34 protein-coding genes are annotated in these 26,236 nt (G+C 39.0%); 26 read left to right on the forward strand and 8 right to left on the reverse strand.

The window, feature by feature from the left end:
- Positions 1-25 precede the first annotated feature (25 nt).
- Together SFC47_RS09235 and SFC47_RS09240 are read left to right on the forward strand one after the other, a co-directional pair.
- On the forward strand, positions 26-466 hold the full coding sequence (locus SFC47_RS09235; protein ID WP_411253982.1) for a DUF86 domain-containing protein: 441 nt from the start codon (positions 26-28) through the stop codon (positions 464-466).
- 60 nt (positions 467-526) lie between these two features.
- The gene (locus tag SFC47_RS09240) at positions 527-1,291 is read left to right on the forward strand and encodes a TIGR01457 family HAD-type hydrolase (RefSeq protein ID WP_411253983.1); all 765 of its coding nucleotides are present in this window, start codon (positions 527-529) and stop codon (positions 1,289-1,291) included.
- A gap of 150 nt (positions 1,292-1,441) precedes the next feature.
- On the opposite strand, the gene SFC47_RS09245 is transcribed toward SFC47_RS09240, so the two are convergent.
- Positions 1,442-1,942 carry a phosphatidylglycerophosphatase A family protein gene (locus SFC47_RS09245; RefSeq protein ID WP_411253984.1) on the reverse strand — a complete coding sequence of 167 codons (501 nt, stop codon included), beginning with the start codon at positions 1,940-1,942 and terminating at the stop codon, positions 1,442-1,444.
- A gap of 208 nt (positions 1,943-2,150) precedes the next feature.
- Between SFC47_RS09245 and yutH the strand changes: the two genes are divergently transcribed.
- On the forward strand, positions 2,151-3,161 hold the full coding sequence (gene yutH / locus SFC47_RS09250) for a spore coat putative kinase YutH (protein WP_411253985.1): 1,011 nt from the start codon (positions 2,151-2,153) through the stop codon (positions 3,159-3,161).
- Between the two features lie 44 nt (positions 3,162-3,205).
- Here the strand turns inward: yutH and SFC47_RS09255 are convergent, their stop codons facing one another.
- Positions 3,206-3,448 (reverse strand): NifU family protein, encoded by a 243-nt coding sequence (locus SFC47_RS09255; protein WP_034674824.1) that lies wholly within the window; start codon positions 3,446-3,448, stop codon positions 3,206-3,208.
- 148 nt (positions 3,449-3,596) lie between these two features.
- Here SFC47_RS09255 and SFC47_RS09260 point away from each other — a divergent pair, with 148 nt between their 5' ends.
- Complete coding sequence (locus SFC47_RS09260; RefSeq protein ID WP_411253986.1) at positions 3,597-3,932, forward strand: YuzD family protein; 336 nt, start codon at positions 3,597-3,599, stop codon at positions 3,930-3,932.
- A gap of 774 nt (positions 3,933-4,706) precedes the next feature.
- Here the strand turns inward: SFC47_RS09260 and SFC47_RS09265 are convergent.
- On the reverse strand, positions 4,707-5,774 hold the full coding sequence (locus SFC47_RS09265) for an NAD(P)/FAD-dependent oxidoreductase (RefSeq protein WP_411253987.1): 1,068 nt from the start codon (positions 5,772-5,774) through the stop codon (positions 4,707-4,709).
- Between the two features lie 224 nt (positions 5,775-5,998).
- Between SFC47_RS09265 and SFC47_RS09270 the strand changes: the two genes are divergently transcribed.
- Both SFC47_RS09270 and SFC47_RS09275 read left to right on the forward strand, forming a co-directional pair.
- Positions 5,999-6,238, forward strand: coding sequence for a YuzB family protein (locus SFC47_RS09270; protein WP_411253988.1), 240 nt, complete (start codon positions 5,999-6,001; stop codon positions 6,236-6,238).
- A gap of 143 nt (positions 6,239-6,381) precedes the next feature.
- A complete protein-coding gene (locus SFC47_RS09275; RefSeq protein WP_411253989.1) occupies positions 6,382-6,747 on the forward strand; it encodes a HesB/IscA family protein in 366 nt (121 codons plus the stop codon).
- 37 nt (positions 6,748-6,784) lie between these two features.
- Here SFC47_RS09275 and SFC47_RS09280 read toward each other — a convergent pair whose 3' ends face one another.
- Complete coding sequence (locus SFC47_RS09280; RefSeq protein WP_411254102.1) at positions 6,785-7,783, reverse strand: NAD(P)/FAD-dependent oxidoreductase; 999 nt, start codon at positions 7,781-7,783, stop codon at positions 6,785-6,787.
- Positions 7,784-8,129: 346 nt separating this feature from the next.
- Between SFC47_RS09280 and SFC47_RS09285 the strand changes: the two genes are divergently transcribed.
- From SFC47_RS09285 to kapD, 9 genes are all read left to right on the forward strand, one after another.
- Positions 8,130-9,347 (forward strand): NAD(P)/FAD-dependent oxidoreductase, encoded by a 1,218-nt coding sequence (locus SFC47_RS09285; protein WP_411253990.1) that lies wholly within the window; start codon positions 8,130-8,132, stop codon positions 9,345-9,347.
- 81 nt (positions 9,348-9,428) lie between these two features.
- Positions 9,429-9,920 (forward strand): NUDIX domain-containing protein, encoded by a 492-nt coding sequence (locus tag SFC47_RS09290; RefSeq protein ID WP_411253991.1) that lies wholly within the window; start codon positions 9,429-9,431, stop codon positions 9,918-9,920.
- Positions 9,921-10,076: 156 nt separating this feature from the next.
- Complete coding sequence (locus SFC47_RS09295) at positions 10,077-10,208, forward strand: YuiA family protein (protein ID WP_411253992.1); 132 nt, start codon at positions 10,077-10,079, stop codon at positions 10,206-10,208.
- Between the two features lie 158 nt (positions 10,209-10,366).
- Positions 10,367-10,690: a YuiB family protein gene (locus tag SFC47_RS09300; RefSeq protein WP_411253993.1), complete on the forward strand. Its 324-nt coding sequence runs from the start codon at positions 10,367-10,369 to the stop codon at positions 10,688-10,690.
- Between the two features lie 147 nt (positions 10,691-10,837).
- Positions 10,838-11,452, forward strand: coding sequence for a 3D domain-containing protein (locus tag SFC47_RS09305; protein ID WP_411253994.1), 615 nt, complete (start codon positions 10,838-10,840; stop codon positions 11,450-11,452).
- A gap of 115 nt (positions 11,453-11,567) precedes the next feature.
- A complete protein-coding gene (locus SFC47_RS09310; protein ID WP_411253995.1) occupies positions 11,568-13,076 on the forward strand; it encodes a leucyl aminopeptidase in 1,509 nt (502 codons plus the stop codon).
- A 320-nt stretch (positions 13,077-13,396) separates the two neighbouring features.
- Positions 13,397-13,609 carry a hypothetical protein gene (locus SFC47_RS09315; RefSeq protein ID WP_411253996.1) on the forward strand — a complete coding sequence of 71 codons (213 nt, stop codon included), beginning with the start codon at positions 13,397-13,399 and terminating at the stop codon, positions 13,607-13,609.
- 101 nt (positions 13,610-13,710) lie between these two features.
- Positions 13,711-14,094 (forward strand): hotdog fold thioesterase, encoded by a 384-nt coding sequence (locus tag SFC47_RS09320; RefSeq protein WP_411253997.1) that lies wholly within the window; start codon positions 13,711-13,713, stop codon positions 14,092-14,094.
- Between the two features lie 174 nt (positions 14,095-14,268).
- Entirely contained in the window at positions 14,269-14,889 is a 621-nt protein-coding gene (gene kapD, locus SFC47_RS09325; protein WP_411253998.1) for a 3'-5' exonuclease KapD, read from the forward strand.
- Between the two features lie 38 nt (positions 14,890-14,927).
- Here the strand turns inward: kapD and kapB are convergent, their stop codons facing one another.
- The gene (gene kapB / locus SFC47_RS09330) at positions 14,928-15,308 is read right to left on the reverse strand and encodes a kinase-associated lipoprotein KapB (RefSeq protein ID WP_411253999.1); all 381 of its coding nucleotides are present in this window, start codon (positions 15,306-15,308) and stop codon (positions 14,928-14,930) included.
- A gap of 99 nt (positions 15,309-15,407) precedes the next feature.
- On the opposite strand from kapB, the gene SFC47_RS09335 reads away from it, so the two are divergent.
- The 7 genes from SFC47_RS09335 (at position 15,408) to SFC47_RS09365 (ending at position 19,850) form a co-directional block, all read left to right on the forward strand.
- The gene (locus tag SFC47_RS09335) at positions 15,408-16,148 is read left to right on the forward strand and encodes a peptidylprolyl isomerase (RefSeq protein WP_411254000.1); all 741 of its coding nucleotides are present in this window, start codon (positions 15,408-15,410) and stop codon (positions 16,146-16,148) included.
- An 87-nt stretch (positions 16,149-16,235) separates the two neighbouring features.
- Positions 16,236-16,451, forward strand: a complete 216-nt coding sequence (locus SFC47_RS09340) for a hypothetical protein (RefSeq protein WP_411254001.1) — start codon at positions 16,236-16,238, stop codon at positions 16,449-16,451.
- Positions 16,452-16,528: 77 nt separating this feature from the next.
- On the forward strand, positions 16,529-17,053 hold the full coding sequence (locus tag SFC47_RS09345; protein ID WP_411254002.1) for a superoxide dismutase family protein: 525 nt from the start codon (positions 16,529-16,531) through the stop codon (positions 17,051-17,053).
- 414 nt (positions 17,054-17,467) lie between these two features.
- The gene (locus SFC47_RS09350) at positions 17,468-17,764 is read left to right on the forward strand and encodes a hypothetical protein (protein WP_411254003.1); all 297 of its coding nucleotides are present in this window, start codon (positions 17,468-17,470) and stop codon (positions 17,762-17,764) included.
- An 83-nt stretch (positions 17,765-17,847) separates the two neighbouring features.
- On the forward strand, positions 17,848-19,041 hold the full coding sequence (locus SFC47_RS09355; protein WP_411254004.1) for an alanyl-tRNA editing protein: 1,194 nt from the start codon (positions 17,848-17,850) through the stop codon (positions 19,039-19,041).
- Positions 19,042-19,145: 104 nt separating this feature from the next.
- Positions 19,146-19,523, forward strand: coding sequence for a PH domain-containing protein (locus SFC47_RS09360; RefSeq protein WP_411254005.1), 378 nt, complete (start codon positions 19,146-19,148; stop codon positions 19,521-19,523).
- A gap of 60 nt (positions 19,524-19,583) precedes the next feature.
- Entirely contained in the window at positions 19,584-19,850 is a 267-nt protein-coding gene (locus SFC47_RS09365) for a DUF1871 family protein (protein WP_411254006.1), read from the forward strand.
- 26 nt (positions 19,851-19,876) lie between these two features.
- On the opposite strand, the gene SFC47_RS09370 is transcribed toward SFC47_RS09365, so the two are convergent.
- Positions 19,877-20,701 carry an alpha/beta fold hydrolase gene (locus SFC47_RS09370; protein WP_411254007.1) on the reverse strand — a complete coding sequence of 275 codons (825 nt, stop codon included), beginning with the start codon at positions 20,699-20,701 and terminating at the stop codon, positions 19,877-19,879.
- A 203-nt stretch (positions 20,702-20,904) separates the two neighbouring features.
- The gene (locus SFC47_RS09375) at positions 20,905-21,120 is read right to left on the reverse strand and encodes a helix-turn-helix domain-containing protein (protein WP_411254008.1); all 216 of its coding nucleotides are present in this window, start codon (positions 21,118-21,120) and stop codon (positions 20,905-20,907) included.
- Between the two features lie 207 nt (positions 21,121-21,327).
- On the opposite strand from SFC47_RS09375, the gene yugI reads away from it, so the two are divergent.
- The 3 genes from yugI (at position 21,328) to SFC47_RS09390 (ending at position 24,582) form a co-directional block, all read left to right on the forward strand.
- Positions 21,328-21,732: a S1 domain-containing post-transcriptional regulator GSP13 gene (gene yugI / locus SFC47_RS09380; RefSeq protein WP_411254009.1), complete on the forward strand. Its 405-nt coding sequence runs from the start codon at positions 21,328-21,330 to the stop codon at positions 21,730-21,732.
- 342 nt (positions 21,733-22,074) lie between these two features.
- Positions 22,075-23,274 carry an ornithine--oxo-acid transaminase gene (locus SFC47_RS09385; protein ID WP_411254010.1) on the forward strand — a complete coding sequence of 400 codons (1,200 nt, stop codon included), beginning with the start codon at positions 22,075-22,077 and terminating at the stop codon, positions 23,272-23,274.
- 21 nt (positions 23,275-23,295) lie between these two features.
- A complete protein-coding gene (locus SFC47_RS09390) occupies positions 23,296-24,582 on the forward strand; it encodes a Glu/Leu/Phe/Val family dehydrogenase (RefSeq protein WP_411254011.1) in 1,287 nt (428 codons plus the stop codon).
- Between the two features lie 40 nt (positions 24,583-24,622).
- Here SFC47_RS09390 and SFC47_RS09395 read toward each other — a convergent pair whose 3' ends face one another.
- Positions 24,623-24,853 carry a DUF378 domain-containing protein gene (locus SFC47_RS09395; protein ID WP_095248344.1) on the reverse strand — a complete coding sequence of 77 codons (231 nt, stop codon included), beginning with the start codon at positions 24,851-24,853 and terminating at the stop codon, positions 24,623-24,625.
- A gap of 130 nt (positions 24,854-24,983) precedes the next feature.
- Here SFC47_RS09395 and SFC47_RS09400 point away from each other — a divergent pair, with 130 nt between their 5' ends.
- Complete coding sequence (locus tag SFC47_RS09400) at positions 24,984-26,147, forward strand: iron-containing alcohol dehydrogenase (protein WP_411254012.1); 1,164 nt, start codon at positions 24,984-24,986, stop codon at positions 26,145-26,147.
- The last annotated feature ends 89 nt before the right edge of the window (positions 26,148-26,236 follow it).

The following is a 26,236-nucleotide window of genomic DNA, read 5'->3' on the forward strand; positions in this document are numbered from 1 at the left end:
ATCTAAATTAGAGGAAGTGGATGACATGTATTTTGTAGACCGTGATAAGTTAGAGACAACATTGGTTTTTTTAGAAAAACAGATCAGCCTATATTCTAGTCAGAATCAATGGTCAACTCAAATAGAAAAAGCAGCATTAGAACGGATTACACATCTCATGATTGAATCCGTTTTAGATGTAGGAAACGCGATGATAGATGGGTTTATCATGCGAGACCCAGGCAGTTATGAAGATATTATTGATATCTTAATTGACGAAAAGGTTGTTAGTGCCCAAACAGGTAACAATTTAAAAACTCTCATTCATTATCGGAAGACTCTTGTTCAGTTATATATGGAGATTAACCATAGTGAACTTCAGAACCAGTTCTCTGCTCATATTAATACGTTAGCACTATTTCCAAAGAATGTCCGGGACTATCTGCAAAATGAACTTGGCCCAGTTTCAGCGTTTAATCAACATTAATCGGACCGCGTTCCTAGGCCCTTTTCATTTAGACTATGATACAGATAGGAGTGATTCCACATGAAAAAGTATAAAGGCTATTTAATCGACCTAGACGGAACAATGTATAAGGGGTCAGAAAAAATCGAAGCGGCTGGTGACTTTGTAAAAAAATTGAGGGCTAAAGATATACCTTACTTATTCGTCACCAACAATTCATCACGGACCCCGGCTCAAGTTGCTGAGAAGTTAAGGGCTTTTGATATTCCTTGTGAGGAAGAGCTTGTTTTTACCACAAGCCAGGCAACAGCTAATTATATCTATGAACAAAAGATGGATGCATCTGTTTATGTCATTGGTGAAGAAGGAATTCGTACTGCTCTAGAGGAAAAAAACTTTACCTTTCGCGGTGAGGATGCGGAATATGTTGTGATTGGGATAGACCGTGAAATCAGCTACGAAAAACTAGCTGTTGCATGCCTCGCGGTCCGTAATGGTGCAATTTTTATATCTACAAACGGAGATATTGCAATACCAACTGAAAGGGGCTTACTTCCTGGAAATGGTTCGCTTACCTCTGTGGTTGCCGTATCAACGCAGACCAATCCTATTTTCATCGGGAAGCCTGAATCTATTATAATGGAGCAGGCTCTGAAGGTTTTAGGGACCTCTAAAGACGAAACCTTAATGGTGGGCGATTATTATGATACCGATATATTAGCGGGTATGAATGCAGGTATTGATACGCTTTTAGTTCATACAGGTGTGACCACGAAGGAATTACTTGCGGGCTATGACCGAAAACCCACCTATGCAATTGATTCAATGGATCAATGGGAGCCGTAAGAAAAGGATGGAAGTTCTGACTTTGAGAATTGTCTAGCTACAGCGCCTAGGGGCTCGGGTCATAAGCCAATCCGTCAGAAAGGTTAAAAAGCAACCTTTCCGCCGGCTCGTCTTATGCCTGTCGCCCCTGTTCAAGGCGCTTCCGCTTTTCTATTCAACATGCGCAGCGCGGTGTGCCAGTCTGCTTGATGCAGCGGCTGCAATAGCCCCGACGATATCATCTAGAAACGTGTGACATTCACCAGTTGATTTATCGTTTAACCGAGCTAATATACCAGGTTTTTGCTTATCGATGTATCCATAATTCGTAAAGCCAATGGAACCATACACGTTAACGATGGATAATGCCAGGATTTCATCTACGCCATATAGACTTTCATCCGTTTTAATAATGGATTGAATAGGTTCTTCCAGCATATTTTTTTCAGCCAGCATATCGAGCTGAATTCCTGTTATGATGGCATTTTGGACCTCACGTTTTGCGATAACCCGCTCAACATTGGCAATACAATCTTCCATTTTTAAGTTTTCATGGTATTTTTCCTGTAAAAAGAATACTAAATCTGCAATATCTTGAATCTCTACGCCTCTTTCTTTAATCCATCTTCGAGCTGTTTCTTCTGTTAAATCCATTTTTCTATCTTCTGCCATCCATTTATCACCTTTTCCTTGGAATTTTTCACTATTCTTAATTCATAACATATGCACGTCTCTTTGAAAAGGAACGAATGAACCATCACCCTTCTTTCAGATTTCTCCTATTACGTTTTTCTTATACTTTATTACGTAAGAAGACAACAAGTTTTTTGGGCTACTACATATATATGACATAAGAGTAGAAAAGAGAAGAGGTGTTAGCGTGCTTCAGAAATTACTTGAAAATAAATATGGCATCCAAGTAGAGGAATATATAAAGCTTGATTCCTATGACGCATTAAGAAGTAATGGCTGGCTTTATTTCGTTGCTAATTCTGACGGAAGAGAAGCTGAAGATATTTATGAGCTTGAACAAATAGCGGAACATTTAAGAAAAAATGGGGATTCCCATGTTCCTGCCTTTTTACAATCTAACGAAGGAAGCCTCATTACTGCCTGGGAGGATCATCAATATTGTGTGCTGGCTAATCGACAAACCGACAAGCAAGTAAAAGTAAAATTAGGAAGAAAGTTAGCTAAATTTCATGAACGTGGAAAGACAGTGCCAGTCAAAATTGAGAGAACTAGCCGAATAGGGCAATGGAAACAATTATGGGAAAAGCGTCTGGACCAAATTGAAAAAGTATGGAGTCAACTCCTCTATCAAACACCTGAGGATGAATTTGAACGAATGTTTATCGAATCATTTCCTTACTACATTGGTTTAACGGAAAATGCTATTCAGTATTTGGTGGATACTGAGATTGACGATGAACCAAAGGAATCTGATAGTGGAACCGTATGCCATGAACGTTTTTCAAATAATTCTTGGGGGGCGAATTATTACATTAAGGACCCCTTTGACTGGGTTTTTGATCATCGGAGCCGTGACCTAGCTGAATGGACGAGAGATCGGTATTTCAGAAATACGCAAACCTACGAAATGGATGTAAAACAGTTTTTTGTTGATTATCAAAGCATTGCACCGTTGAGCTCTTTTTCGTGGCGATTATTATACTCACGATTAGTGTTCCCGCTGCATTACTTTGAGTGCATTGAAAATTACTATATCACTCAATCGGAGCAGGAAAAGAAACTTCTTGAAGAGCAGTTAACGAAGATGTTAAAACAATCAACAGAATATGAACGTTTTTTGGGGCATTTTTATCATACGGCAGGTGCACCCTTAAGACCATTAAATATTCCCCAATTAGATTGGTTATCCATGCGATAATAAAAAGAGCGATTGCTTTTATCAGCAACCGCTCTTTTTGGTTATTAAAATACTTGTTCTACTTCAACAACGCCAGGAACTTCTTCTAAAAGTGCTCTTTCAATCCCTGCTTTTAGAGTAATTGTTGAGCTCGGGCAGCTTCCGCATGCACCAAGTAAACGTAATTTTACAATCCCATCCTCAACATCAACCAATTCACAATCTCCTCCGTCGCGAAGAAGAAATGGACGTAATTTATCTAATACTTCCTGAACCTGCTCAAACATTTCTTGTACTTGTTCTGCCATATATATCGTCTCCTTCCTCCTTATATTATAATGTCATTGCAGGGAAAAATCCATTCTCATGAAATGGGAATTCGCACATTTACAACCATATTTTTATGTTTAATAGTTTAAATGATGTAAAATAGAAGAAAAAGTTAGGATGGATGGAATGACAAGTACTACTGTAGAAATTATCCTGTATGGCGCAGAGCAATTATGCCCAAGCTGTGTTAATTTACCTTCCTCAAAGGAAACATTCGAATGGCTGGAGGCTGCTATCAGCAGGAAATTCCCAGAGCAGCCATTCAAAATGACGTATGTTGATATTTATCAGCCGCCTGCTGACAGTGAAAAAGAAAACTTTGCAAAACGAGTCATTGAAGAAGATTTGTTTTATCCGGTTGTTGTCATTAAAGACAAAATTGTTGGCGAAGGGAATCCACGGTTAAAAACAATCTTTAGTGAGATGGAAAAGTACGGATACACAGCAGTTGTGTCAGAATAAACAATATCGAAACATAGTTGGCTTACCATTGATAGGTGATGAGAGCCCGGAGACTGTAAAAAGAGGTGTTCGCGGTCACTCATAGAGGTGATGAGAGCCCGAAGACTGCGAAAAGAGGGGTTGTCGGTCACTCATTAAGATAATGGGAGCCCGGAGACTGTAAAAAGAGGTGTTCGCGGTCACTCATAAAGGTGATGAGAGCCCAAAGAATGTAAAAAGAGGTGTTGTCGGTCACTCATAGAAGTGATGAGAGCCCGAAGACTGTAAAAAGAGGTGTTGTCGGTCACTCATAGAGGTGATGAGAGCCCAAAGACTGTGAAAAGAGGTGTTCGCGGTCACTCATAGAGGTGATGAGAGCCCAAAGACTGTAAAAAGAGGTGTTCGCGGTCACTCATAGAAGTGATGAGAGCCCGAAGACTGTAAAAAGAGGTGTTCGCGGTCACTCATAGAAGTGATGAGAGCCCGAAGACTGAGAAAAGAGGAGCAGCCGGTCACTCATAAAGATGATGAGAGCCCAAAGACTGCGAAAAGAGTAGCAGCCAGTCACTCATAGAAGTGATGAGAGCCCGAAGTCTGTAAAAAGAAGGGTTGCCGGTCACTTATAGAGGTGAAGTGAACCCGAAGCCTGCAAAATGCAGGGTTGATGGTCACTCATAGAAGTGATTAGTACCACTGTTTATTAACTTTCAAAAGAGGTCACCATGGTCCCGCCATGATGACCGCTTTTTCTCTATTTAAAACAAAAAAACAGTGCATATGCACTGTTTGAAGATATCAACCATTATGATATTTATAGAGCCAAAGTACTCCAGATTTCAACAGACGGGCAACACGGCCAGTAATGGCTCTGTCTGCCATCATCCCAAAGCCATGTTTTTTGCCGAGGGAACCTAGAACTCCTTTTAATTTAATCGTTGGGAATTCTGTCGGCGGTTCTTCACCGTTCCAGCGCTTTTTCAAAACTTCAACGATTTGTTCAGCTTGTCCCTCTGCTAATTGAGCACTTGGGGCATGCGGAAGACTTGCACAGTCTCCTAGAATAAAGACATGCTCATCGTTCGGTAAATGATGACGAGGTGTAATAATCAGCCTGCCAGAGCGATCCATTTCTTCACCTAATTCACGAACTACCTTGTTAGCTTGGATCCCAGCGGTCCAGACTATCACATCACACGGAATCGGCTCATCATGGTTGTAAAGCAGATTTTCTTCCACTTTTGTGATGTTAGAATTGCCAATAATTTCAACATTATTTTTATGAAACCAATTCTCAACATATTTACTTAGACGGTCAGGAAAGGCAGGAAGAATATGCTTACCACGATCAAATAATTTAATTTTTAAATCACTGCGGCTTTCGCTCAATTCACTCGCAAGCTCCACGCCGCTTAGTCCTGCCCCTACGATTCCCACAACAGATCCTGGTCCTAAATTGTTTAGAACTGAATAAGTTGTACGTGATTTTTCAATGCTCTGAATACTGTAAGTGTATTGATCCGCACCTGGGACACCGTGGTACTTGTCCTCACAGCCTAGACCAATTATTAAATCGTCATAGCTGATGGGCTCGGAATCTTTAATTAGAACCCTTTTATTCTCTTTTTCAATTCCCATAACTTCCCCATATTTAATTTCTAGTTGAGGGTGTTCTGGAAAAGAAACGCGCAGCTCTTTATCGGAAACTGTTCCAGCTGCTAAGGCATAATATTCCGTTTTCAAACAATGGTATGGGACGCGGTCAACAAGTGTAATTCTTACATCCTCAGGTAAATGATTGGGAAGAAGTTCATTTAAAATCTTCATTCCGCCATATCCGCCACCGAGAATTACAAGGTTTTTCATTTTTTATTTCCCCTTTGTAAACCAGTAATCATATCTATATTTTGGTAAGAAAATGAGATAAAAATAATTGTAATATAGCCTTTAAATCCATTTAAGAGTATATCTGAAATATGACAAAATAACAACACATATAATGATTTTATTGACAGTTTCCCCTGAAACATGGTATTTGACTCCGCTGAAGAAAGATAGTAGGATAATAAGTTGTGGGAGAGGTGATAGCCATGTTAAAACCAATTATTGAATTTTGTATCAGTAACCTCGCAAGCGGTGCTCAAAAAGCATTGGAGAAGTTAGAGAAAGACCCGAATCTTGATATTATTGAATATGGGTGTCTTGGTTATTGCGGGAAATGTGCTTCCACCCTTTATGCACTTGTAAATGGGGAAGTCGTCACAGGCAGTACACCTGATGAACTCGTTGATAATATTTACCAATACTTAGATGAGAATCCCATGTTTTAAAAATAAAGTTCTACAATAGGGGAGCGTATACCGCTTCCTATTTTAATTTAATCATATAATACTCAATAGGAACGTATTAGTTGAGTCAATAAGATACAGTGTATATACTATTAATAAAGACCTCAAAAAGGAGGAAAAAATCTATGAGTAACGATGTCGTTATTTTAACCGAAGCCGCAGCTCTTCAAATAAAAGAAATGATGAAACATAATGAAGAAGAGGGAGCCCTATTACGAGTTAGTGTAAAGGGCGGAGGCTGCAGCGGTTTGTCATACGGAATGGGCTTTGACCATGAAGTGAAGGAAGAAGATCTCCATTTTGCTCAGCATGGAATTCAAATTCTTGTTGCGAAAGAGGATGCCCCAATATTAAACGGTACAAAAATTGATTATAAGCAATCCATGATGGGTGGAGGGTTCACCATCGATAATCCTAATGCCATTGCCTCATGTGGCTGTGGGTCATCATTCCGTACAGCAACAGCTGCCGGAACACCGGAAGAATGCTAAAGCCATAAGAAAAGGCGCCGAATGGCGCCTTTTGCTATTACTTTCCAAACATAGAAGAGCTGTGAAGCGGCTGGATTTTTGCTTTTGGATCAATAAATGCTTTCGCATTGTTAACCGCTGTTGGTGCCTCACCAAATCCACAGGCAATTAACTTTACTTTCCCTTCATAGGTACAAATATCTCCTGCAGCATAAATTCCTGGAATGGCTGTTTCCATTTTGGAATTCACGACGATAGAATTCTTCTCAATCTCTAAGCCCCATTCTTTGATAGGCCCTAAAGAGGATACGAAACCATAATTACAAATTACAGCATCCACATCAATGACATCTCTGCCATCTCCATTAACCCCTGTCAGGACAACCTGCTTAATGCCGCTATCATCACCAATTAATTCTGCTGGAACAAATGGCGTTTTAACATTTACTTTTGAGTTATGCAGGTTCTCAACACTATGCTCATGGGCTCTGAATTTATCCCTGCGGTGAACAAGTGTTACTTCTTTGGCAATAGGCTCTAACATTAATGCCCAATCCACAGCGGAATCTCCGCCTCCGAAAACGACTACTTTTTGACCCGCGAACTTATTAAGGTCATCAATAAAGTAGTGAAGGTTCTTTCGCTCATACTGTGCAGCGCTTTCAAGTTCTAATCGTCGCGGCTGGAATGCACCATTACCAGCTGTAATGATAACTGTCTTTGAATAATGAACTTCCGAATTAGTTGTTAATTTGAAAGTACCATCCTCTAGTTTTTCCAGTTTCTCGACGGATTGCTCAAGAGCAACAGCTGGCTCAAACTTTGCCATTTGTTCTTTAAGATTATCAATCAATTCTTGTGCACGGACTTTTGGAAATCCAGCAACATCGTAAATGTATTTTTCCGGGTAAAGTGCTGATAATTGACCGCCTAATTGTGGTAAGCTTTCAATAATCTTAACTGAAGCTTGTCTCATGCCGCCATAAAAGGCAGTAAATAGACCGGTAGGGCCGCCCCCGATAATGGTTATGTCATAAACTTTTTGGTTTTCTTGCACCATGTATCCCCCCAACTTATGTAGTAACAGACTCCATTCCTTATAATATCACAAAAACATAAAATCCTCACAACTTTTGGGAAATATTCAGACAGTTAGTATAGGAAAAAATAATCCATTTTTAATAAAAAATAATCAATTAAACCACTTGAAATTGTGAAGAGTTTAGCATAATATGAATTGAGGATAGATGTTAAATTTGTGTGACAAAAATAGAAATCTTTTGTGTCTGTATACGTGAATTATATCACATACTTTTTTCCTCAGGATAAAATAAAATCTACAAAAGCTGAGGAAGATAAGTACAAGTATTTTACTCAAAATAAAAAAGGTGGAAGTGATCACTTTGAGAAAGCCAAAAATTGTTATTGTTGGTGCGGGATATGGCGGGCTTATGACAACTGTGAGATTGCAAAAGCTTGTTGGTGTGAATGAAGCAGATATTGTATTAATAAATAAAAATGATTACCATTATGAAACAACATGGCTGCATGAAGCTTCTGCAGGCACACTTCATCATGACCGTGTACGTTACGATATCCGTGATGTTATAGATAGAAGTAAAGTAGATTTTGTTCAAGATACTGTTGTCGAAATAAAGAAAGACGAGAAAAAGGTTGTATTAGAAAATGGCGATATCGAGTATGATTATCTCGTGATTGCTCTTGGAGGCGAACCTGAAACCTTTGGTATCAAAGGGTTAAAGGAGTATGCGTTCGGGATTACAAATGTAAATTCTTCTCGCCAATTACGTGAGCATATTGAATATCAATTTGCAACTTATAGTATGGAAGAAGAAAAGAATGACAATCGTTTGGTAATCGTTGTTGGCGGTGCAGGCTTTACAGGTATTGAATTCTTAGGTGAATTAACCAATCGGGTACCTGAACTGTGTCATGAATATGATGTTGATTCACATAAAGTAAAAATCCTTTGTGTGGAAGCAGCACCAACTGTTCTTCCAGGATTTGACCCAGAGCTTGTTAACTATGCCGTATCACAATTGGAACGTAAAGGGGTAGAATTTTTAATTGGAACAGCAATTAAAGAATGTACCCCAGATGGAATCATTGTAGCAAAAGGCGAAGAAGAACCACGTGAAATTAAAGCTGAAACGGTCGTTTGGGCTGCAGGTGTCCGTGGTAATTCAGTAATTGAGAAGTCAGGTTTTGAAGCAATGAGAGGCCGTGTGAAAGTACAGCCTGACCTTCGCGTACCAGGACATGATGATGTATTTATCATTGGTGACAGTTCACTTGTCATCAACGAAGAAATCAACCGTCCATATCCGCCAACTGCACAAATTGCTATGCAGCAGGGTGAAGTTGTAGCTCGTAACGTAGCGGCATTAATCCGCAACAAATCGGATTTAGAGACTTTTACATTTGATAATAAAGGAACTGTTTGTTCACTTGGACATGACGATGCGATTGGTGTTGTGTTTGGCAAGAAAGTGACTGGTGCAAAGGCATCCTTTATGAAAAAGGTAGTTGACAATCGTTCCTTATTCATGATCGGCGGCGCGGGGCTTGTATTAAAAAAGGGTAAATTTAATGTATTCTAAATATTAATTTGACAAAAGGGCAGAGGTATCTGTCCTTTTTTTGTTACTATATATTTATAACAATGGTGAGGGGGATTTCTAATGAGTAACAAAGAAAAACGGGGCAAGGTATGGTTAGCAGTTGCAGGGTTAGTTAAATCCTCTAGTGGTCAATGGCTGGTTGTTAAAAAGCGTTATGGTGGTCTAAAGGGAAAGTGGTCACTGCCAGCAGGTTTTGTAGACAAAGGTGAAACAGCGGATGAAGCGGTTATTAGAGAAGTGAAGGAAGAAACTGGAATAGACTGTGTGGTCAAGGGAATGCTGGGGTTAAGAACGGGTGTCCTTTCAGAAGAAATTAGCGATAACATGCTTGTCTTTTTGCTTGAACCACTAGATGAAGGGGCAATTCAACATCAAGAAAATGAGCTTTACGAGGCAAGGTTTATCGCACCTGAAGAGCTTTTAGCAGAAAAAGATGCTTCTATATTGCTGCACTTCTTGATTAACCAAAGTGAATCGGTTATCAAGAAAGGATATGATGGTCTAAACCCAGGGGACCATTTTCATTATAGCTCCTACAAATTATTTTTTTAATTTTTAGAAAATTTAAGTAACGTTTAGAAAATAAAAGAAAACTTGGGATGTATCCGTTTTCTTACCCGTTTTTGGTTGTATTTCGTCCTTTTCATTTAGACAGATTCTTGATATATTATCAGAAAATTTAAATAATATTTTAAGGAGCTGATTTGAATGAATACAACAAGCTTAGATACTAAAAATTGTGATTATTGTTTAGGTACTGGATATTTCCAATTACTGCTTGGGGGGTCCGAAACATGTACCTGCTGCGAGGGATCTGGAAAGAAACAGGAAGAATATTAATTCATTCCTCTAATCTCAACTAGAGTCTGCTTCCACGAGGTAACTTCGGGAAGCTATTTTTTTGCATTTTTTTCCATGTATATTAACTTTAGTGTTTGGATTGACTCCCCATCGGACATTCAGTAAACTAATTAATGATGTGTAAAGGGGGTCATTCCATGCAAATGAGCATTGTAGTATTAATCATTTCGATTTTATTATTCTTTGTATTATTCTTTGGGATTGGTTTTATCTTAAATATGCTTTTAAGAATGTCTTGGATTATGGCAATTATATATCCAATTATTGCTGTTTTTATCGTTGATAAAGTTAAATTTATTGAATACCTTACAAATAGTAAAGCTGCGTTTTTGGATCTTGGCCAAAGGCTTGGTTCATTAGCAACAGCAGATATCCTCATATTGCTTAGCGGGTTAGCTGGAGCAATTGCTGCCGGAATTACAATAAAAATGCTCCGAAAAAATGGATACCAAATGTTCTAATACTCTTAACCGGGTTAGGCTTAAAAAAGCTTAAATCGGTTAAGAGTTTTTTTGTTTTGAATCTTAAATAATGTATCTGTTTTTACTCCTTTATGAATAATTCCTGGGATGTTGGGAATGAATATTTTGGGAGGAGTGAAAATTTTAATGAATCATATTAAAAATTGGACCAAGCGTTTTGCCATGACTGTTCTTTTTCTGCTTGCGATTCTAGTAACTGTTCAATCTATTACAGGAATTGATATTAAATTATTTATTAAAGAAATGGTACAACTAGAAGCACACGCAGCCGGCCCCGAAATAAAGGCCGCAACGCCGCCGTTAGAGGATGCTTTTGACTGGTCAAAGTATCCGAAAAAAACAGTCATTGCAACTGGTTATACTGCAGGATATGAATCTACAGGGAAAAATGAAAATCATCCTGAGTATGGAATTACCTATTCTGGCGTTAAAGTAAAACGAGATTTATATTCCACTGTAGCTGCAGATCTATCTGTTTTTCCGATTGGAACGATTCTGTTTATACCCGGGTATGGGCTTGGGGTTGTAGCAGATAAAGGCGGTGCGATTAAAGGAAATAAAGTCGATCTTTATTATGAAACGGTTGAGGATGTTTATAACAAATGGGGTAAAAAAGAAATTGATGTATATATTATAGAAAAGGGTAATGGAAAACTTACAGAGGCAGAGTTACAAGCATTAAATGAAGACAAATCCATGCAGGTATTCCGCCAGCAATATATTGGCACAGAGAGAAAATAATGCAGGCATAGAGCCTGCTATTTTTATTGCTGTAAAAGTGTATGAGTTACTTAGAAAGTCGAAATATATTCATTTTTCCGATATAATGAGAAAGTAATTATTTGGAGGTGGAGATATGTTTGAAGTTAAAAATGAAATCGACTTCTCGGCAGTGCATGAAGGCTTAATTATTGGACTTTTTGACAAGCCAGAGAAGTTCAGCGGTATCCTTGAGAAACTAGATGAGAAGTTTGAAGGACAATTAACGGAACTAGTTAAAGCTGGTGATATTTCAGCCAAGTTTAAAAATATTAGCAAAGTACATAGTTTTGGTAAAATCGCTGCAAAGAGAATTTGGTTTGTGGGTCTTGGAAAGGAAAAGGAATTTAACTTTGAGAAGCTGAGTGAGGCTTTAGGGAAGACGTATAAAGCTGTGAGAGGAAGCAAGCTTCAGGAATGTGCACTCCTTTTAAATTCGTTTACAAATGATTCAGTAGATGAACTAGAAGCTGCACATGCTGTAAGTGAAGCATATGCTTTGGCTAGCTATCAATTTCACGGATACAAGCAGAAATCAAATGAACCAGAAAAAAGGTTAGAAAAAATAACTGTTTACAGCGAAAATAGTGATGCAGAAGAAATTAAGGCATCCCTAACAGTGGGACTTGCTTTTGGTAATGGTACCAACTCCGCTCGGACACTAGTAAATATTCCAGGAAACCTGCTGACAGCAAAGGACATGGCGGATTATGCAAAGGAGCTTGCAGCCAAACATGACTTTGAAGTAGAAATCCTTGATAAGGAAGAAATTGAAAAGTTGGGAATGGGTGCTTTTCTTGCGGTAAACCAAGGTTCTACGGAACCCCCAAAAATGATTGTTTTGAAGTATCAGGGGAAAGACCAATGGCAGGACGTTATTGGATTAGTAGGTAAGGGAATTACCTTTGATACGGGCGGCTATTCTATCAAAACCAAAGCTGGCATTGTTGGGATGAAGACTGATATGGGCGGAGCTGCGGCTGTATTAGGTGCTATGGAAATCATCGGGGAATTAAAGCCTGAACAAAACGTTGTCGCAGTTATTCCTTCAACAGATAACATGATTTCTGGGAATGCCTTTAAGCCAGATGATGTCATTACCTCTATGAGCGGGAAGACGATTGAAGTGTTAAATACAGATGCAGAAGGCAGACTTGTTTTAGCAGACGCTGTAACCTATGCAAAACACCATGGTGCAGAATACCTCGTTGATGTTGCAACCTTAACAGGCGGGGTTATCACAGCTCTTGGCCTGCATACAACAGGTGCAATGACAAATCACGAGACTTTATATGAACAAGTCCTAGAAGCATCAATGGAAGCAGGCGAGCCAATGTGGCAGCTGCCATTGTTCGAGAAAGATAAAGAACGGGTAAGAAACAGCAAAGTAGCGGATTTAAACAATTCTCCAGGCAGTGAGGGGCATGCGATTGTTGCAGGTGCCTTTATCGGTGAATTTACAGAAGGTACTCCCTGGGTACACTTAGATATTGCAGGAACTTCTACCACCTCTAGAGAACACGATTTAGGCCCTGCAGGTGCGACTGGTGTAATGACCCGCACCCTTGCATTATTTGTAGAGCGTTTTGAACCTCTGGCGAAATAATAGAAGATCATTGTAATTAGGAAAGGTATAAACAAGAAACACAGCGAGCACTTGGAAAAGTGCTTCTGCTGTGTTTTTTTCTTTTTTAAAAGTGGAAGGATTAATGACTAATCCTAAAGTGTAATACGAAGATTTGTCATCATGAAGGTTGATTGAGGAATAATGCCAATGAATGGAGATAGCATTAGTCTTCAAGCATGAAGTTTAAGGGGTATAAACCTAAACGGGCTTTTTCGCTATCCTATTGGCCCAACCCATCTCCAACCTTTTCGCATATGAAGTAGTGTAGGCAAGTATAGCGAATAGGAGGTTCCGGCACCATGTATTATTATCGAAATACGTATCCTAAACATAATCAAAGATTTATCGGGTTTGGGCTGCCATTTTTAGGCGGATTAGTTGGCGGATTATTAGGCAGTGCTTTATTCTACCCTCGTCCTTTTTATGGGTATCCCCGCCCGTTTTATGGTTACCCTGTTTATGGCCCTCCGGTATATGGCTACCCTGGATACGGTGCACCTTTTTATTATTAGTTTTTTTAAAACAGCTTTCGAGGCTGTTTTTTCTTTTTTTATAAAGGGAAACTCCACCAATATAGAGAATATAGGAATAGAATTCAAAAGGAGTGGGCGAAATGATTAAAAATACTTTAATTGAAACGTTAGGGATCGAAATAACGCATTTAGAGCCGGGGAAGGTTATCGCAACAATGCCGGTAGATGAAAGAACACGCCAGCCATTTGGTTTACTGCACGGTGGTGCATCGGTGGCGCTGGCAGAAACAGTTGCTAGTGTTGGTGCATTTGAATTGGTAGATAAAGAAACAGAGGGTGCTGCCGGATTAGAAATTAATGCTAATCATGTCCGGCCTATTACAGAAGGAACTGTTACTGCTGTAGGGACAATCCTGCATAAAGGAAAGACTACCATGGTTTGGGATATCAAAATAACGGACGAACAAGACCGTCTTATTTGTATCTCAAGATGTACAATAGCTGTAATTAAATTAAAAAAATAAAGAAGAAACAGATGGGATTTATTCCATCTTTTTTTTGATGCAATTGAAAAAATATTTAAAAAATTTATGTCAATTTCGTGATATAATGTAAGAAATATAGAGAATTAGTACAATACTTTGTACAGGTTTCTTTATATAATGGTAGTAAGAAATTATCAAAAAGGTGGTGAAAGAATGAAGGAAAAGAGACAAACTATCTTTATTGATTTTGAATTTACAATGCCTGAACGAAATGTTCGAATGAAGGATTTTTTTGCAGAGATTATTGAGGTCGGACTCGTGGCAGTTGTCGATGATCAAATAACAGAGCAATTCTCATCCTATGTAACACCACTTAAATTCCCTATTCTAACAGAACGCTGTAAATCATTCTTACATATTTCACAGCAGCAGGTTGACCAGGGGATTTCATTTTATGAACTCATCCGAAAGTTAGGTGAATTCAATAACCAGTATGAAACGACCATCGTCACTTGGGGAAATATGGATATGAAGGTTCTTCGGCATAATTGTTTAGAAGCAGGTGTGGCATTCCCATTTAAAGCGACTGAATTGGATTTATCAATGGAATACAAGAGGTTCTTCGGGGACCAAAATCAAACAGGATTATGGAAGGCTGTTCAAGAATATGGTAAGGAAGGTACAGGCAGACATCACAGGGCACTTGATGATGCGCTGACTACCTATAATATATTCCGGCTTGTTGAAAAGGATAAACGCTATTTAGAAAAGCCGAAACCAACTACAATTGGTGACCGGATAGATTTTTCAAAATTATTAAATGAATTTGCATAAAAGGCCAAATCATTCAAACTGATTTGGCCTGAATTATTTTATTTGAAATAATCCTTTTCTAGAGAAGCCAGACTTTTTAAACTCATGTCTGCCCATGGGGTTCCGGTTTCTGTGAGATCCGCTTTCATTTTATCAACAGCTTTTCTTAATGAATCAAGATAGTCAGGGACTTCCTCATTAAACGGTTTTACCATTTGTTTTGGGATATTGGTCTGTTCCCGATAGGAGAGAGCTTTCCTCTCATGAAAAATAAGTACATCCGCTTCTTTCGGATTATGTAAATCCCCTTGCATTGGATGTTTAACAACTCCTAACACCCTTACTAAATAATGCTGGTGACGAACTTCGGTTATTTCCCCTATATATTTTCCTGTTTTATAAATTCCGGTAACAATATCGCCAATCTGCAATTCTGACATCCTGTTTCCTCCTCCTCTGAAATCCTATATTTATTATATAAAAAACAAAGTGCAAAAAACAAAATTATCGGTTAAATTAAGTAAATGGAGGGATGATAAATGAGAAGAAATTTGCAATTTTTATTAGTATTAATCATTGGAGTGTTTGTCTTGGCTGGATGCGGGACAAGCAAGGAGAAAGAGGAAGCAGCACCAAATAGTACTGCAAATAAAACAGAGGAAAAGGAAGGGAGCGATCAAGTGGCAAATGCAGTTTACCCGCAGCTTACAAATGTGGTTTCTGAAAATGAAAAACTCGTTGAGATAGAAACAACAATGGGAAACGTAAAAATTAAACTATTTCCAGAATATGCTCCAAAGGCAGTAGAAAATTTTATCGAGCATAGTGAAGAAGGCTATTATGACGGCTTGATCTTTCACCGGGTCATTAATGACTTTATGATACAAGGCGGTGACCCGAATGGTGATGGAACGGGCGGAGAAAGTATATACGGGGTGCCGTTTGAGGATGAGTTCTCAAACAATCTTTTTAATTTACGTGGAGCATTATCCATGGCGAATTCAGGATCAAATACGAACGGAAGTCAATTTTTTATCGTACAGAAAAAATCAGTCGATCCGTCAATGAAATCAGAAATGGAAAAGGCTGGATTTCCAGCGGAGGTCATTGAGGCCTATGAAGAAAGAGGCGGCACACCTTGGTTAGATAACCGCCATACCGTATTTGGCCATGTAGTCGAAGGTATGGACATCGTTGATAAAATCGCCGAAACTCCTGTAGATCCTAAGGATAAGCCTGAAAAAGATGTGACTATCAAAAGCATCAAGGTATTGAAATAATTGATCAGATTGAATTTATGGCAGGATACACTTTTTGTTGCTATAATTAATCATTAGTGACATTCCTTTATAGAAAGGGAGAGAAAGATGTTTCAGCCAATTGTTTTATCATTATTTCTATACTTTCCTGAAGATAAATCTGAATATGGGCCAGCTGCGATTACGTTTACTATTTTTTTAATTGGTGCCCTGTTAACCATGCGGTACATAATCAAAATCTCTAAACGTGAAGCTGTGAAAGCGAAAGAACTTGAAGAAAAACTAATGTCGGAGCAGCATAGTCAAGGAAACAGTGAACATTAAGCTGTTTCTTTTTTTTTACATAAAGTCTCCGCCCCAAGATGATACTATGACAAAATGTCTGAATTGGGGGGATACGTATGAAGCGAGCTTGGATGATGATTCCACTAATCCTGCTCTCGGGTTGTTTAGAAAAGGATATAACCAAACTTGATGTTAAAATGATAAATGATAAGGGGGATTCTGTTGGAACTGTTATATTACAAGAGGTGTCCAGCGGTGTAAAGGTAAAATTGAAGCTAAAAGGCCTTCCACCAGGAGAGCATGCCATTCACATTCATGATAAGGGTAAATGTAAGACTCCAGATTTTAAAACAGCAGGTGAACATTTTAATCCAGATGAAAAAGAGCATGGTCTTATGCATCCGAAGGGTTCACACGCTGGTGACTTACCTAATCTAATTGTGGGGGACGATGGATCAGCGAAGGAAGAATTAATGGCCCCGAATGTAACGATAAAAGAAGAGGGGAAAAAGGCACTTTTTACCAAAGAGGGAACTACCATTGTTATTCATGAAGAGAAAGATGATGGTATGACTCAGCCTGAAGGAGATTCTGGTAAGAGGATTGCATGTGGTGAAATCTCTAAGGATAATGCGAAATAGACCAAAATGATCGATATATAATAATCGAGTAAACAGCAAATGAAAAATAAACGGAGATTTTCCGGTTAAATGCAAATTCGAGCTCATTTCGGGGGAAATAAGGGGAGATTTTCCGCTTATGCAAAGATAAATCGCCCATTTTCGAACTTTTCGAGCAAATAGGCGGAATCTCTCCGTCTATATGATCTTATTTTAATGGCAATTACTTAATAGACGGAATTTTTCCGTCTATTGGTGAGTTCTAACGCTTAACCTGATCCCAAATTAAAAAGAAAGCACCAGATTTCGGAACCTTTTACTGTGCCTTGTGACAGCCTTTTTTGGTAGAAGTATCTTCCATTACAGGTCATTTATCTAAGCTTATCCCAATCGTTCTGCATACACTAGCATGTAGACTGTTAGGAGGCGATATAAATGGCAAAAAGACAATTCTTTGGCGGATTTCTTGGACAACCTGGCTACCCGCAAATGGGAGGATATCAGCAAGGCTACCCGCAAATGGGAGGATATCAGCAAGGCTACCCGCAAATGGGAGGATATCAGCAAGGCTACCCGCAAATGGGAGGATACCAGCAAGGCTACCCGCAAATGGGAGGATATCAGCAAGGCTACCCGCAAATGGGAGGATACCAGCAGGGTTACCCGCAAATGGGAGGATTTCAACAATTTAGAAACTCCAAAATGAACCAATCAAATAAACGAAAAAAATAAGTAAGAAAAATTAGACTGGAAAAGCCTGTTTCTTCATAATTGAGGGGACAGGCTTTTTATTAAAAAACTAGGAGCATACAAGCATGGAAGAGAAACTTTATTACAAAGACGCTTACATAAAATCTTTTACAGCACGAGTAGTTGATCAAGGAAAAGATAACGATGGAAAGTATTATCTTGTTTTAGACCATACTGCTTTTTACCCTACAGGCGGAGGACAGCCGCATGATTTGGGGACCATCGAAAACATAAAAGTCCTTAATGTAGAGGACATCGAGGGGGAAGTTCGTCACTATCTCGAAAGTGAAGTACCAGATGTAAACTCTCCCGTTCAAGGTATAATCGATTGGGAAAGAAGATTCGATCATATGCAGCAGCACGCAGGACAGCATATTCTCACGGCTGCGTTTGAACAACTATTTGGATATAAGACAATAGGCTTCCATTTAGGAAACGAAACTTTAACCATTGATTTAGATACTTCTGAGCTTCTGGAGTCTGAAGCTTTGAAAGCAGAGGACCTAGCCAATCAAATCATTATAGAAAATCGGCCAATTGAAACGAAGTGGGTAACAGAAGAAGAATTGACCACTTATGATTTAAGAAAGGAAACGAAAGTTAAAGAGGATATTAGGCTGGTCATTATTCCAGACTATGATTATAACGGCTGCGGCGGAACACATCCCAAAGCTGCAGGCGAAGTCCAAGCGATAAAAATAATAGATTGGGAAAGGCAAAAGAAAAAAGTCCGAGTACAATTTGTTTGTGGGAATCGTGTCTTGAAACAGTTCAGCCAAAAAAATAAGGTGCTCATACAGCTGACAAAATTACTTAATGCTCCTGAAAAGGGGATGGAGGAGGCTGTAATGAGGCTTCTAGAAATTAGGAAAGCAATGGAGAAGGAATTAGAAACATCACGAGAGAACCTGCTGTATTACGAAGCTAAGAGCTTATTAGAACAAGGTAATAGTGAGAACCAAATAATCAGTGGTGTGTTTCAAAATAGAAGCATTCAAGAGCTGCAAAAGTTAGCTAAAATCGTCTTAAACGAGAATAAAGAAACCATCGTGCTATTTGTCTCTCAAAATGAAAATAAGCTTCAGCTAGTTTGCGGGCGGGGGCCGGAAGAAAACATAAGTATGAAAAAGATAGTTGAAAACGCACTTTCCACCATTAATGGGAAGGGCGGTGGAAGTGATTCATTCGCACAAGGCGGAGGAGAGGCGGTCATTTCTGCTGAACAAATGCTGAAGCAATTATTGGAGAACCTCCGCTAGAAGTTGCTTATTAACCCATCAAATGAGCGACTTTTAACACTGGCTTTTTAATATAAGAATAAGTGAGTATAATAAAGAGGTAGGCTTCCGAAAGGTGTGGTATTATGGGATTTTTTGATGGTATGATGGGGAATGCTGCAGAGGTAAACCCAGAAGAGGCACAAAGGGAATTCGCTCGAATCCTTGCTGCGAATGAGAGCATAGAAAAGGCTTATAAGTTAATTAGAGACTTATTTATTTTTACTAATAAACGGCTGATTCTTGTTGATAAACAGGGGCTGACAGGAAAAAAGGTTGAGTATCATTCGATTCCCTATAAAAGTATTACCCACTTTAGTATTGAGACAGCGGGCAGCTTCGATTTGGACGCGGAACTAAAAATTTGGATATCTGGAAATGCGCTCCCTCTACAGAAACAATTTAACAAAAACTTAAATATCTATGAACTGCAAACAGTCCTTGCGGAGTATGTTCTAAAATAGAAAAGCTGTGGCCCCTTGAGGCGGTAGTAAGACAAATAATAGGGGGAGAGGAGTGTCATAATGATGGAGAGCAAATTAAAAACAAATCTGCAATTTGTGGATGTACTAAATGAATGGGACCCTTTTGATATAAAGAATGGTAATTATGACCCGGAGATAGCTGATACCATTCAAGCCATTCATGAGTTAGACAACCCAGAGGAACTAGCAGCCAGAATACAAAGTATTTATGAATTTTCCTTCGAGAAAATCATACCAATACAACAATGCGAAAAAGTTGCTAGAGAACTGCTATTAATAAAAGAAAACGACTCTTGTACAATATAAAACGACAGCCCAAGCTGTCGTTCTTTTCATGCTAAGAATTGTTTAATATGTTGAAATACATCCAGAGGACGTTCCTCAGGCACTAAATGGCCCGTCTCCCTTAAAATAACCAGCTCAGACTCCCTTAGATCATTTTTCAAACGCTTGCCCACTGACAGCGGGACAACCCTGTCATACTCACCCCAAATCAACAAACATGGATGGGCAATTTGTTTGAGTGCTGCGGTAGAAAGGTCTCCTTCGTGGTCGCGGATCATTCTCGTTAAGGCCAGGAAAATATCATCCTTTAAAAAAGGCTGTAAATAGCCAAACAACATCTCATCACTAATAAGAGAGTGGTCATGAACTACATTTTGCAGATTTTGCATAATCCCTGAGCGAGCAAGAAAAAATTTAACATATAGGTGAAAGTAGGGTATATAACTTCCAATAATCAAAGGCAGTTTGGATCGCCTAGAATAAGATGAACTGCAAAGCAGAACTGCCTTTTGTGCTAAATCAGGCTGTTGATGTAATATATTCAGGACAATCTGTCCCCCCATTGAATGACCGATAAGATGAATATCCTTTAAACCTAATTTAGAAATGAGCTGAATAACGGTTTGAGCAAGATTACGATAGGAATATTCAAAATTATTGCTTTTTCCGCTCTTCCCAAACGGAGGGAGGTCTATGGAGATTACTTGGTATTCACTATTTAAAAAGGGAATTAATCTCCGATAACTAAATGTTGAGGAAAGAAATCCATGAAGCAGGACTAGTGTCTTTTCTGAATTAGGGTTTGGATAAAATTCATAGTAAATATTAATATCGTTCACTAGCTGATAACGATAATGTACCTTCTCTTCCACGTATTCAACCCACCTTCGATTGATTTGTATGTGATAATAATTTCTCCAGAACCCCTATATTTCACACGTATTATTGTGTTATTTCAAAAAAAAAAGAGGACACACCTTGTTAGGTTGTCCACTTCAATAAAGGGGGGAATACTAGAAAGCTTATAGCTTTATGATTTCCCGTTTTTTCCTCATTTATACATTCATTACAAAAATTATATGTGTTGATCAAGTTGGTCTAAAGATAGTTCGGAAGCTGGGATGTCAAGAACGGTAGACAATTTTAAAAGCGTTTGTGTGCTTGGAATTTGTTCGCCGGATTCATATTTTTCAATTGTATGAATCCCTACTCTAATTTTTTGTGCCAATTCCTCTTTTGTCATTCTTAAGTGTTCTCGATACATTTTAATGGTACTGCCAATTGTATTCACTTTTGATCACCTCTCCCGCACAGACATTATCTCATTTTTATTCTAACATAAATTTCTTTTTTTATGGAAAAATCCCATTTGAACATTATGTTAACGTTTTCTTTTTCCATCTGTTAAAAACCTTTTTTGATTATATGTTTACAATGTGCTATAATTTCTTATTGCGTATATAGAAGATAAAAATAATTATTTCTTAGGAGTGTTTTCATGTCAGAAAAGATTGAAACTGGAAGTATTTTAACAGGTAAAGTAACTGGAATTCAACCATATGGTGCGTTCATAGCATTAGACGAAAATACACAAGGTCTTGTGCATATTTCAGAAATCACGCATGGTTATGTAAAAGACATTAACGAACATCTTAAGGTTGGAGATGAAGTTAAGGTAAAAGTATTGTCAATTGATGAAAATGCTGGGAAAATTGGTTTATCTATTCGTGCAACTGAAGAGGCTCCTGTTCAGCAGGCTGTTGCTAAACCAAAGAAACCTCGTAAGCGTCAAGCAGCTGCTATTGTGCCGGAGGTTGAGGGACAACAAGGCTTTAACACGTTAAAAGATAAGCTGCAAGAATGGATTGACCAATCTCAACGTGAAGATTTAATCAAGAAATAATACGATAAAAAGCTAGCTCTTGCTATTAATTAGCAGGAGCTAGTTTTTTATTTATATGGCTGTGTTATACTAGGCTGTTGATTTACGCTCCAGGCGCTATGCTTTCCGCGGGCTCGCCCGTGATCCTCCTCGGTCGTTTCGACCTGTGGGGTCTCACGGTGCTCGTTCATCCCGCAGGAGTCAAGCGCCTTCCGCTCCAATCAACAGGTTCTAAAATCAACAGTTTCCTTTAACACAGCCATTTATATAAAAGATTTTTCACATAATGGTTCATTCTTTTTACTGGCTCGGCTACAATAGGTATGTACATATCTCACCGCTTGAAACGGAGGTAAAAGTTTTATGAAAGCAGAACAGAAAACAGAATCATTAATAGAACAAACTGAAAAATATGGGGCGAATAATTATCACCCGCTTCCAATTGTTATTTCATATGCTGAAGGTGTTTGGGTAGAAGACCCAGAGGGAAATAAATACATGGATATGTTAAGTGCTTATTCTGCAGTTAACCAAGGACATCGCCATCCAAAAATTATTCAAGCGTTAAAGGATCAAGCCGATAAGGTAACCTTAACATCACGTGCGTTTCATAATGATCAATTAGGTCCATGGTATGAAAAGGTTTGTAAGTTAACCCAAAAAGATATGGCCCTTCCTATGAACACAGGTGCGGAAGCTGTTGAAACTGCTGTAAAAGCAGCCAGGCGCTGGGGTTATGATGTAAAAGGAATAGCTGAGAACCAAGCAGAAATCATTGCTTGTATAGGAAACTTTCATGGCAGAACGATGACAGCTGTTTCCTTATCCTCTGAAGCTGAATACAAACGCGGCTTTGGACCAATGATGCCAGGAATAAAGCTTGTTCCTTATGGGGATTTAGAAGCTTTAAAATCTGCTATTTCTCCGAATACTGCAGCATTCTTAATTGAACCTATACAAGGAGAAGCCGGAATTATAATTCCTCCTGAAGGTTTTATGAAAGAAGCTTTTACCCTTTGTAAGGAAAATAATATTCTCTTTATTGCCGATGAAATCCAAGCTGGGTTGGCACGAACAGGAAAAATGTTTGCCTGTGAATGGGAAGGAATACAGCCTGATATGTATATCCTTGGTAAAGCGCTGGGAGGCGGTGTTTTTCCAATTTCATGTGTAGTGGCAAACAGTGATATTCTAGGTGTATTTAATCCAGGTTCTCATGGTTCAACCTTTGGAGGAAATCCGCTTGCATGTGCAGTATCCATTGCTGCTATTGATGTTCTGATTGATGAACAGCTCGCTGATAGGTCTCTAGAATTAGGCGAATACTTTGTAAGCAAATTAAAGGAAATTCAAAATCCAAGGATTAAGGAAGTACGCGGCCGTGGATTGTTTATCGGGGTAGAGTTAACCGAGCCAGCACGAAAATATTGTGAATTATTAAAAGAGCAAGGGTTATTATGTAAGGAAACGCATGATACAGTAATTCGATTCGCTCCACCGCTTATTATTACTAACGAAGAATTGGATTGGGCAATCGAACGTATTAAGAATGTCCTTAGTTAAATGAAAAATTGAGGTGCCAAAATGGGGAACAATGAAGTACAAAATAGTGCGGGTGAAAATAAGGAGAATGAAAACTTAAATCTTCTTACATCAACACAGATTGTTATTCATGATGCATTAAAAAAACTGGGATTTACAGAAAATGCGTTTGAAATATTGAAAGAACCAATAAGGATGCTGAATGTAAGGATTCCAGTTCGGATGGATGATGGATCGGTAAAAGTTTTCACCGGCTTTAGAGCTCAGCATAATGATTCAGTGGGTCCAACGATAGGCGGTGTTCGTTTTCATCCTAAAATTAGTGAGGATGAAGTAAAGGCATTGTCGATGTGGATGAGCCTGAAATGCGGCATTAGTGATCTGCCCTTTGGAGGAGGAAAGGGAGGGATTCTTTGCAACCCAAGGACTCTTTCCTTTGGTGAACTCGAACGCTTAAGCAGGGGCTATGTTCGGTCTATTAGTCAAATTGTGGGTCCCACAAAAGATATCCCGGCACCGGATATGTATACAAACTCCCAGATTATGGCTTGGATGATGGATGAATATAGCCGGCTTAGAAAATTCGACTCCCATGGCTTTATAACAGGAAAGCCGCTCCTTCTCGGAGGTTCAGAAGGAAGGGAAGAAGCGGGGGCACTGGGGGCAGCCATTTGTATCGAGGAAGCTGCCAAAATACGTGGTCTTTCGCTAAAAGGTGCCCGTCTCATTATTCAGGGATTTGGTAATGCGGGCAGTTATATTGCCAAATTTATGCAACAGTCAGGAGCCCTTGTCGTCGGAATTTCTGACGTTTATGGTGCCCTTTATGACCCGGATGGACTAAATATAGAGTATTTACTTCAGCGCCGCGACAGTTTTGGTACTGTAACCAGCCTTTTTGACGGAGTTATCACCAATGAGGAATTACTAGAAAAGGAATGCGATATTCTTGTTCCAGCAGCAACTTCTAATCAGATTACGGCCAAAAATGCTCATAGCATAAAGGCAAAGATTGTAGTAGAGGCTGCGAATGGTCCAACAACGATGGAAGCAACCAAGATTCTTTCGGATAGAAACATCTTGCTTGTTCCTGATGTTTTAGCGGGAGCCGGGGGAGTAACAGTCTCGTATTTCGAGTGGGTTCAGAATAAACAAGGGTATTATTGGGATGAAAAAGAAGTAAAGGATAAATTACGTGAAAAGATTATTAGTGCTTTTCAACAAGTATATGAACTTTCAAACACCAGTAAGGTAAATTTACGTGTTGCTGCCTATATGGTCGGTGTCCGAAAAATGGTAGAAGCTTCAGAGTTCCGCGGCTGGATATAAAAAAATCCTTGCAAAGAGTGCAAGGATTTTTTTATCTTTATTATCTTGTTGTTTCCGTTTCTGGGTCCCTTACATATGCTTCGTTCGGTTTGAAAAGTAATCCAAGATTGATAAGACCAGCAATTCCGACTAAGCCATATATAATTCTTGACAACGCTGAATTGTCACCAAAGATGGCTTCAACTAGATTAAATCCAAAAAAACCAATTAATCCCCAATTAATGGCACCAATGATTGTTAGAATTAAAGCAATTCTTTGAATCGTACTCAAGCAGGATTCCTCCTATCAAATTTAGGTTCACTATTAGATTGCAATTAAAAACTATAAAATATGCATAACCGTATCTTTGCAAAAAAAATTTTTTTCAATGATAATGAGATGGGAAAGGATGGTGCATTTGATGCAAAATTTTACATTTTGGAATCCAACCAAATTAATCTTTGGAAAAGGACAGCTCGAGCAATTAAAAAAGGAAATTCCTCTATATGGGCAAAAGGTGCTAGTTGTGTATGGCGGCGGCAGTATTAAACGCAGCGGCCTTTATGACAAGGTAATGAACCTGCTAAATGAAATCGATGCAAAGGTTTTTGAATTATCTGGAGTAGAACCAAACCCTCGGATTACCACAGCACGTGAGGGTGTAGAAATATGTAAAAAAGAAGGGATTGACGTTCTTTTAGCCGTTGGCGGCGGAAGTGTCATCGACTGCACGAAGCTAATAGCTGCTGGCGCAAAGTATGAAGGTGATGCTTGGGACTTGGTTACAAAAAAAGCAGCAGTAACAGCTGCACTTCCTTTTGGGACTGTTTTGACTTTAGCGGCAACAGGTTCAGAAATGAACTCTGGGTCCGTCATTACTAATTGGGAAACGAAAGAAAAATACGGATGGGGAAGTCTCCATACCTTTCCGAAATTCTCTATTTTAGATCCTGTACATACTTTTTCTGTTCCACGGGATCAAACGATATATGGTATCGTCGATATGATGTCGCATGTATTAGAGCATTATTTTCATTTGGAAGAGAATACTTTGTTCCAGGATCGTATGTGTGAATCTTTACTGCTTACGGTAATGGAAACAGCACCTAAATTACTTGAAGACTTAGAGAACTATGAACATCGGGCGACCATACTTTATAATGGAACAATGGCACTAAACGGGATTTTAAATATGGGCTATCGCGGTGACTGGGCCACTCATAATCTTGAACATGCGGTATCTGCGGTATATGATATTCCGCATGGCGGGGGTCTTGCGATTTTATTCCCTCATTGGATGAGACATAATTTAAAGGTAAAACCAGAGCGCTTTAAGCAGCTCGCTGAGAGAGTGTTTGGCGTTGATACCCAAGGGAAGAGTGCAGAGGAAGCCGGCCTCGAAGGTATCCAAAAATTACACGAATTCTGGACTAGTATTGGAGCACCTGTGCGTTTGGCGGACTATAACATCGATGACAGCAAAATTGACTTGATGGCTGATAAAGCAATGGTATATGGTGAATTCGGCAACTTTACAAAATTGAAAAGAGAAGATGTAGTCTCAATTTACCGAGAGTCATTGTAAAAAAAGCGGGCATTTTATAATGCTCGTTTTCATTTTTCGACAAATTCTTTAACATGTAAAAAAATTGACGAAAATGGGTACGCTTACAG

The organism is Neobacillus niacini, assembly GCF_046591715.1.
GTDB lineage: Bacteria > Bacillota > Bacilli > Bacillales > Cytobacillaceae > Neobacillus > Neobacillus niacini_L.

Excerpts from the sequence above, each read along its gene's own strand:
- SFC47_RS09235 (WP_411253982.1), top strand. The coding sequence starts at position 26 with ATGTATTTTGTAGACCGTGATAAGTTAGAGACAACATTGGTTTTTTTA.
- SFC47_RS09240 (WP_411253983.1), top strand. The coding sequence starts at position 527 with ATGAAAAAGTATAAAGGCTATTTAATCGACCTAGACGGAACAATGTAT.
- SFC47_RS09245 (WP_411253984.1), bottom strand. The coding sequence starts at position 1,942 with ATGGCAGAAGATAGAAAAATGGATTTAACAGAAGAAACAGCTCGAAGA.
- SFC47_RS09255 (WP_034674824.1), bottom strand. The coding sequence starts at position 3,448 with ATGGCAGAACAAGTACAAGAAATGTTTGAGCAGGTTCAGGAAGTATTA.
- SFC47_RS09260 (WP_411253986.1), top strand. The coding sequence starts at position 3,597 with ATGACAAGTACTACTGTAGAAATTATCCTGTATGGCGCAGAGCAATTA.
- SFC47_RS09265 (WP_411253987.1), bottom strand. The coding sequence starts at position 5,774 with ATGAAAAACCTTGTAATTCTCGGTGGCGGATATGGCGGAATGAAGATT.
- SFC47_RS09270 (WP_411253988.1), top strand. The coding sequence starts at position 5,999 with ATGTTAAAACCAATTATTGAATTTTGTATCAGTAACCTCGCAAGCGGT.
- SFC47_RS09275 (WP_411253989.1), top strand. The coding sequence starts at position 6,382 with ATGAGTAACGATGTCGTTATTTTAACCGAAGCCGCAGCTCTTCAAATA.
- SFC47_RS09290 (WP_411253991.1), top strand. The coding sequence starts at position 9,429 with ATGAGTAACAAAGAAAAACGGGGCAAGGTATGGTTAGCAGTTGCAGGG.
- SFC47_RS09295 (WP_411253992.1), top strand. The coding sequence starts at position 10,077 with ATGAATACAACAAGCTTAGATACTAAAAATTGTGATTATTGTTTAGGT.
- SFC47_RS09300 (WP_411253993.1), top strand. The coding sequence starts at position 10,367 with ATGCAAATGAGCATTGTAGTATTAATCATTTCGATTTTATTATTCTTT.
- SFC47_RS09305 (WP_411253994.1), top strand. The coding sequence starts at position 10,838 with ATGAATCATATTAAAAATTGGACCAAGCGTTTTGCCATGACTGTTCTT.
- SFC47_RS09310 (WP_411253995.1), top strand. The coding sequence starts at position 11,568 with ATGTTTGAAGTTAAAAATGAAATCGACTTCTCGGCAGTGCATGAAGGC.
- SFC47_RS09315 (WP_411253996.1), top strand. The coding sequence starts at position 13,397 with ATGTATTATTATCGAAATACGTATCCTAAACATAATCAAAGATTTATC.
- SFC47_RS09320 (WP_411253997.1), top strand. The coding sequence starts at position 13,711 with ATGATTAAAAATACTTTAATTGAAACGTTAGGGATCGAAATAACGCAT.
- kapD (WP_411253998.1), top strand. The coding sequence starts at position 14,269 with ATGAAGGAAAAGAGACAAACTATCTTTATTGATTTTGAATTTACAATG.
- kapB (WP_411253999.1), bottom strand. The coding sequence starts at position 15,308 with ATGTCAGAATTGCAGATTGGCGATATTGTTACCGGAATTTATAAAACA.
- SFC47_RS09335 (WP_411254000.1), top strand. The coding sequence starts at position 15,408 with ATGAGAAGAAATTTGCAATTTTTATTAGTATTAATCATTGGAGTGTTT.
- SFC47_RS09340 (WP_411254001.1), top strand. The coding sequence starts at position 16,236 with ATGTTTCAGCCAATTGTTTTATCATTATTTCTATACTTTCCTGAAGAT.
- SFC47_RS09345 (WP_411254002.1), top strand. The coding sequence starts at position 16,529 with ATGAAGCGAGCTTGGATGATGATTCCACTAATCCTGCTCTCGGGTTGT.
- SFC47_RS09350 (WP_411254003.1), top strand. The coding sequence starts at position 17,468 with ATGGCAAAAAGACAATTCTTTGGCGGATTTCTTGGACAACCTGGCTAC.
- SFC47_RS09355 (WP_411254004.1), top strand. The coding sequence starts at position 17,848 with ATGGAAGAGAAACTTTATTACAAAGACGCTTACATAAAATCTTTTACA.
- SFC47_RS09360 (WP_411254005.1), top strand. The coding sequence starts at position 19,146 with ATGGGATTTTTTGATGGTATGATGGGGAATGCTGCAGAGGTAAACCCA.
- SFC47_RS09365 (WP_411254006.1), top strand. The coding sequence starts at position 19,584 with ATGATGGAGAGCAAATTAAAAACAAATCTGCAATTTGTGGATGTACTA.
- yugI (WP_411254009.1), top strand. The coding sequence starts at position 21,328 with ATGTCAGAAAAGATTGAAACTGGAAGTATTTTAACAGGTAAAGTAACT.
- SFC47_RS09385 (WP_411254010.1), top strand. The coding sequence starts at position 22,075 with ATGAAAGCAGAACAGAAAACAGAATCATTAATAGAACAAACTGAAAAA.
- SFC47_RS09390 (WP_411254011.1), top strand. The coding sequence starts at position 23,296 with ATGGGGAACAATGAAGTACAAAATAGTGCGGGTGAAAATAAGGAGAAT.
- SFC47_RS09400 (WP_411254012.1), top strand. The coding sequence starts at position 24,984 with ATGCAAAATTTTACATTTTGGAATCCAACCAAATTAATCTTTGGAAAA.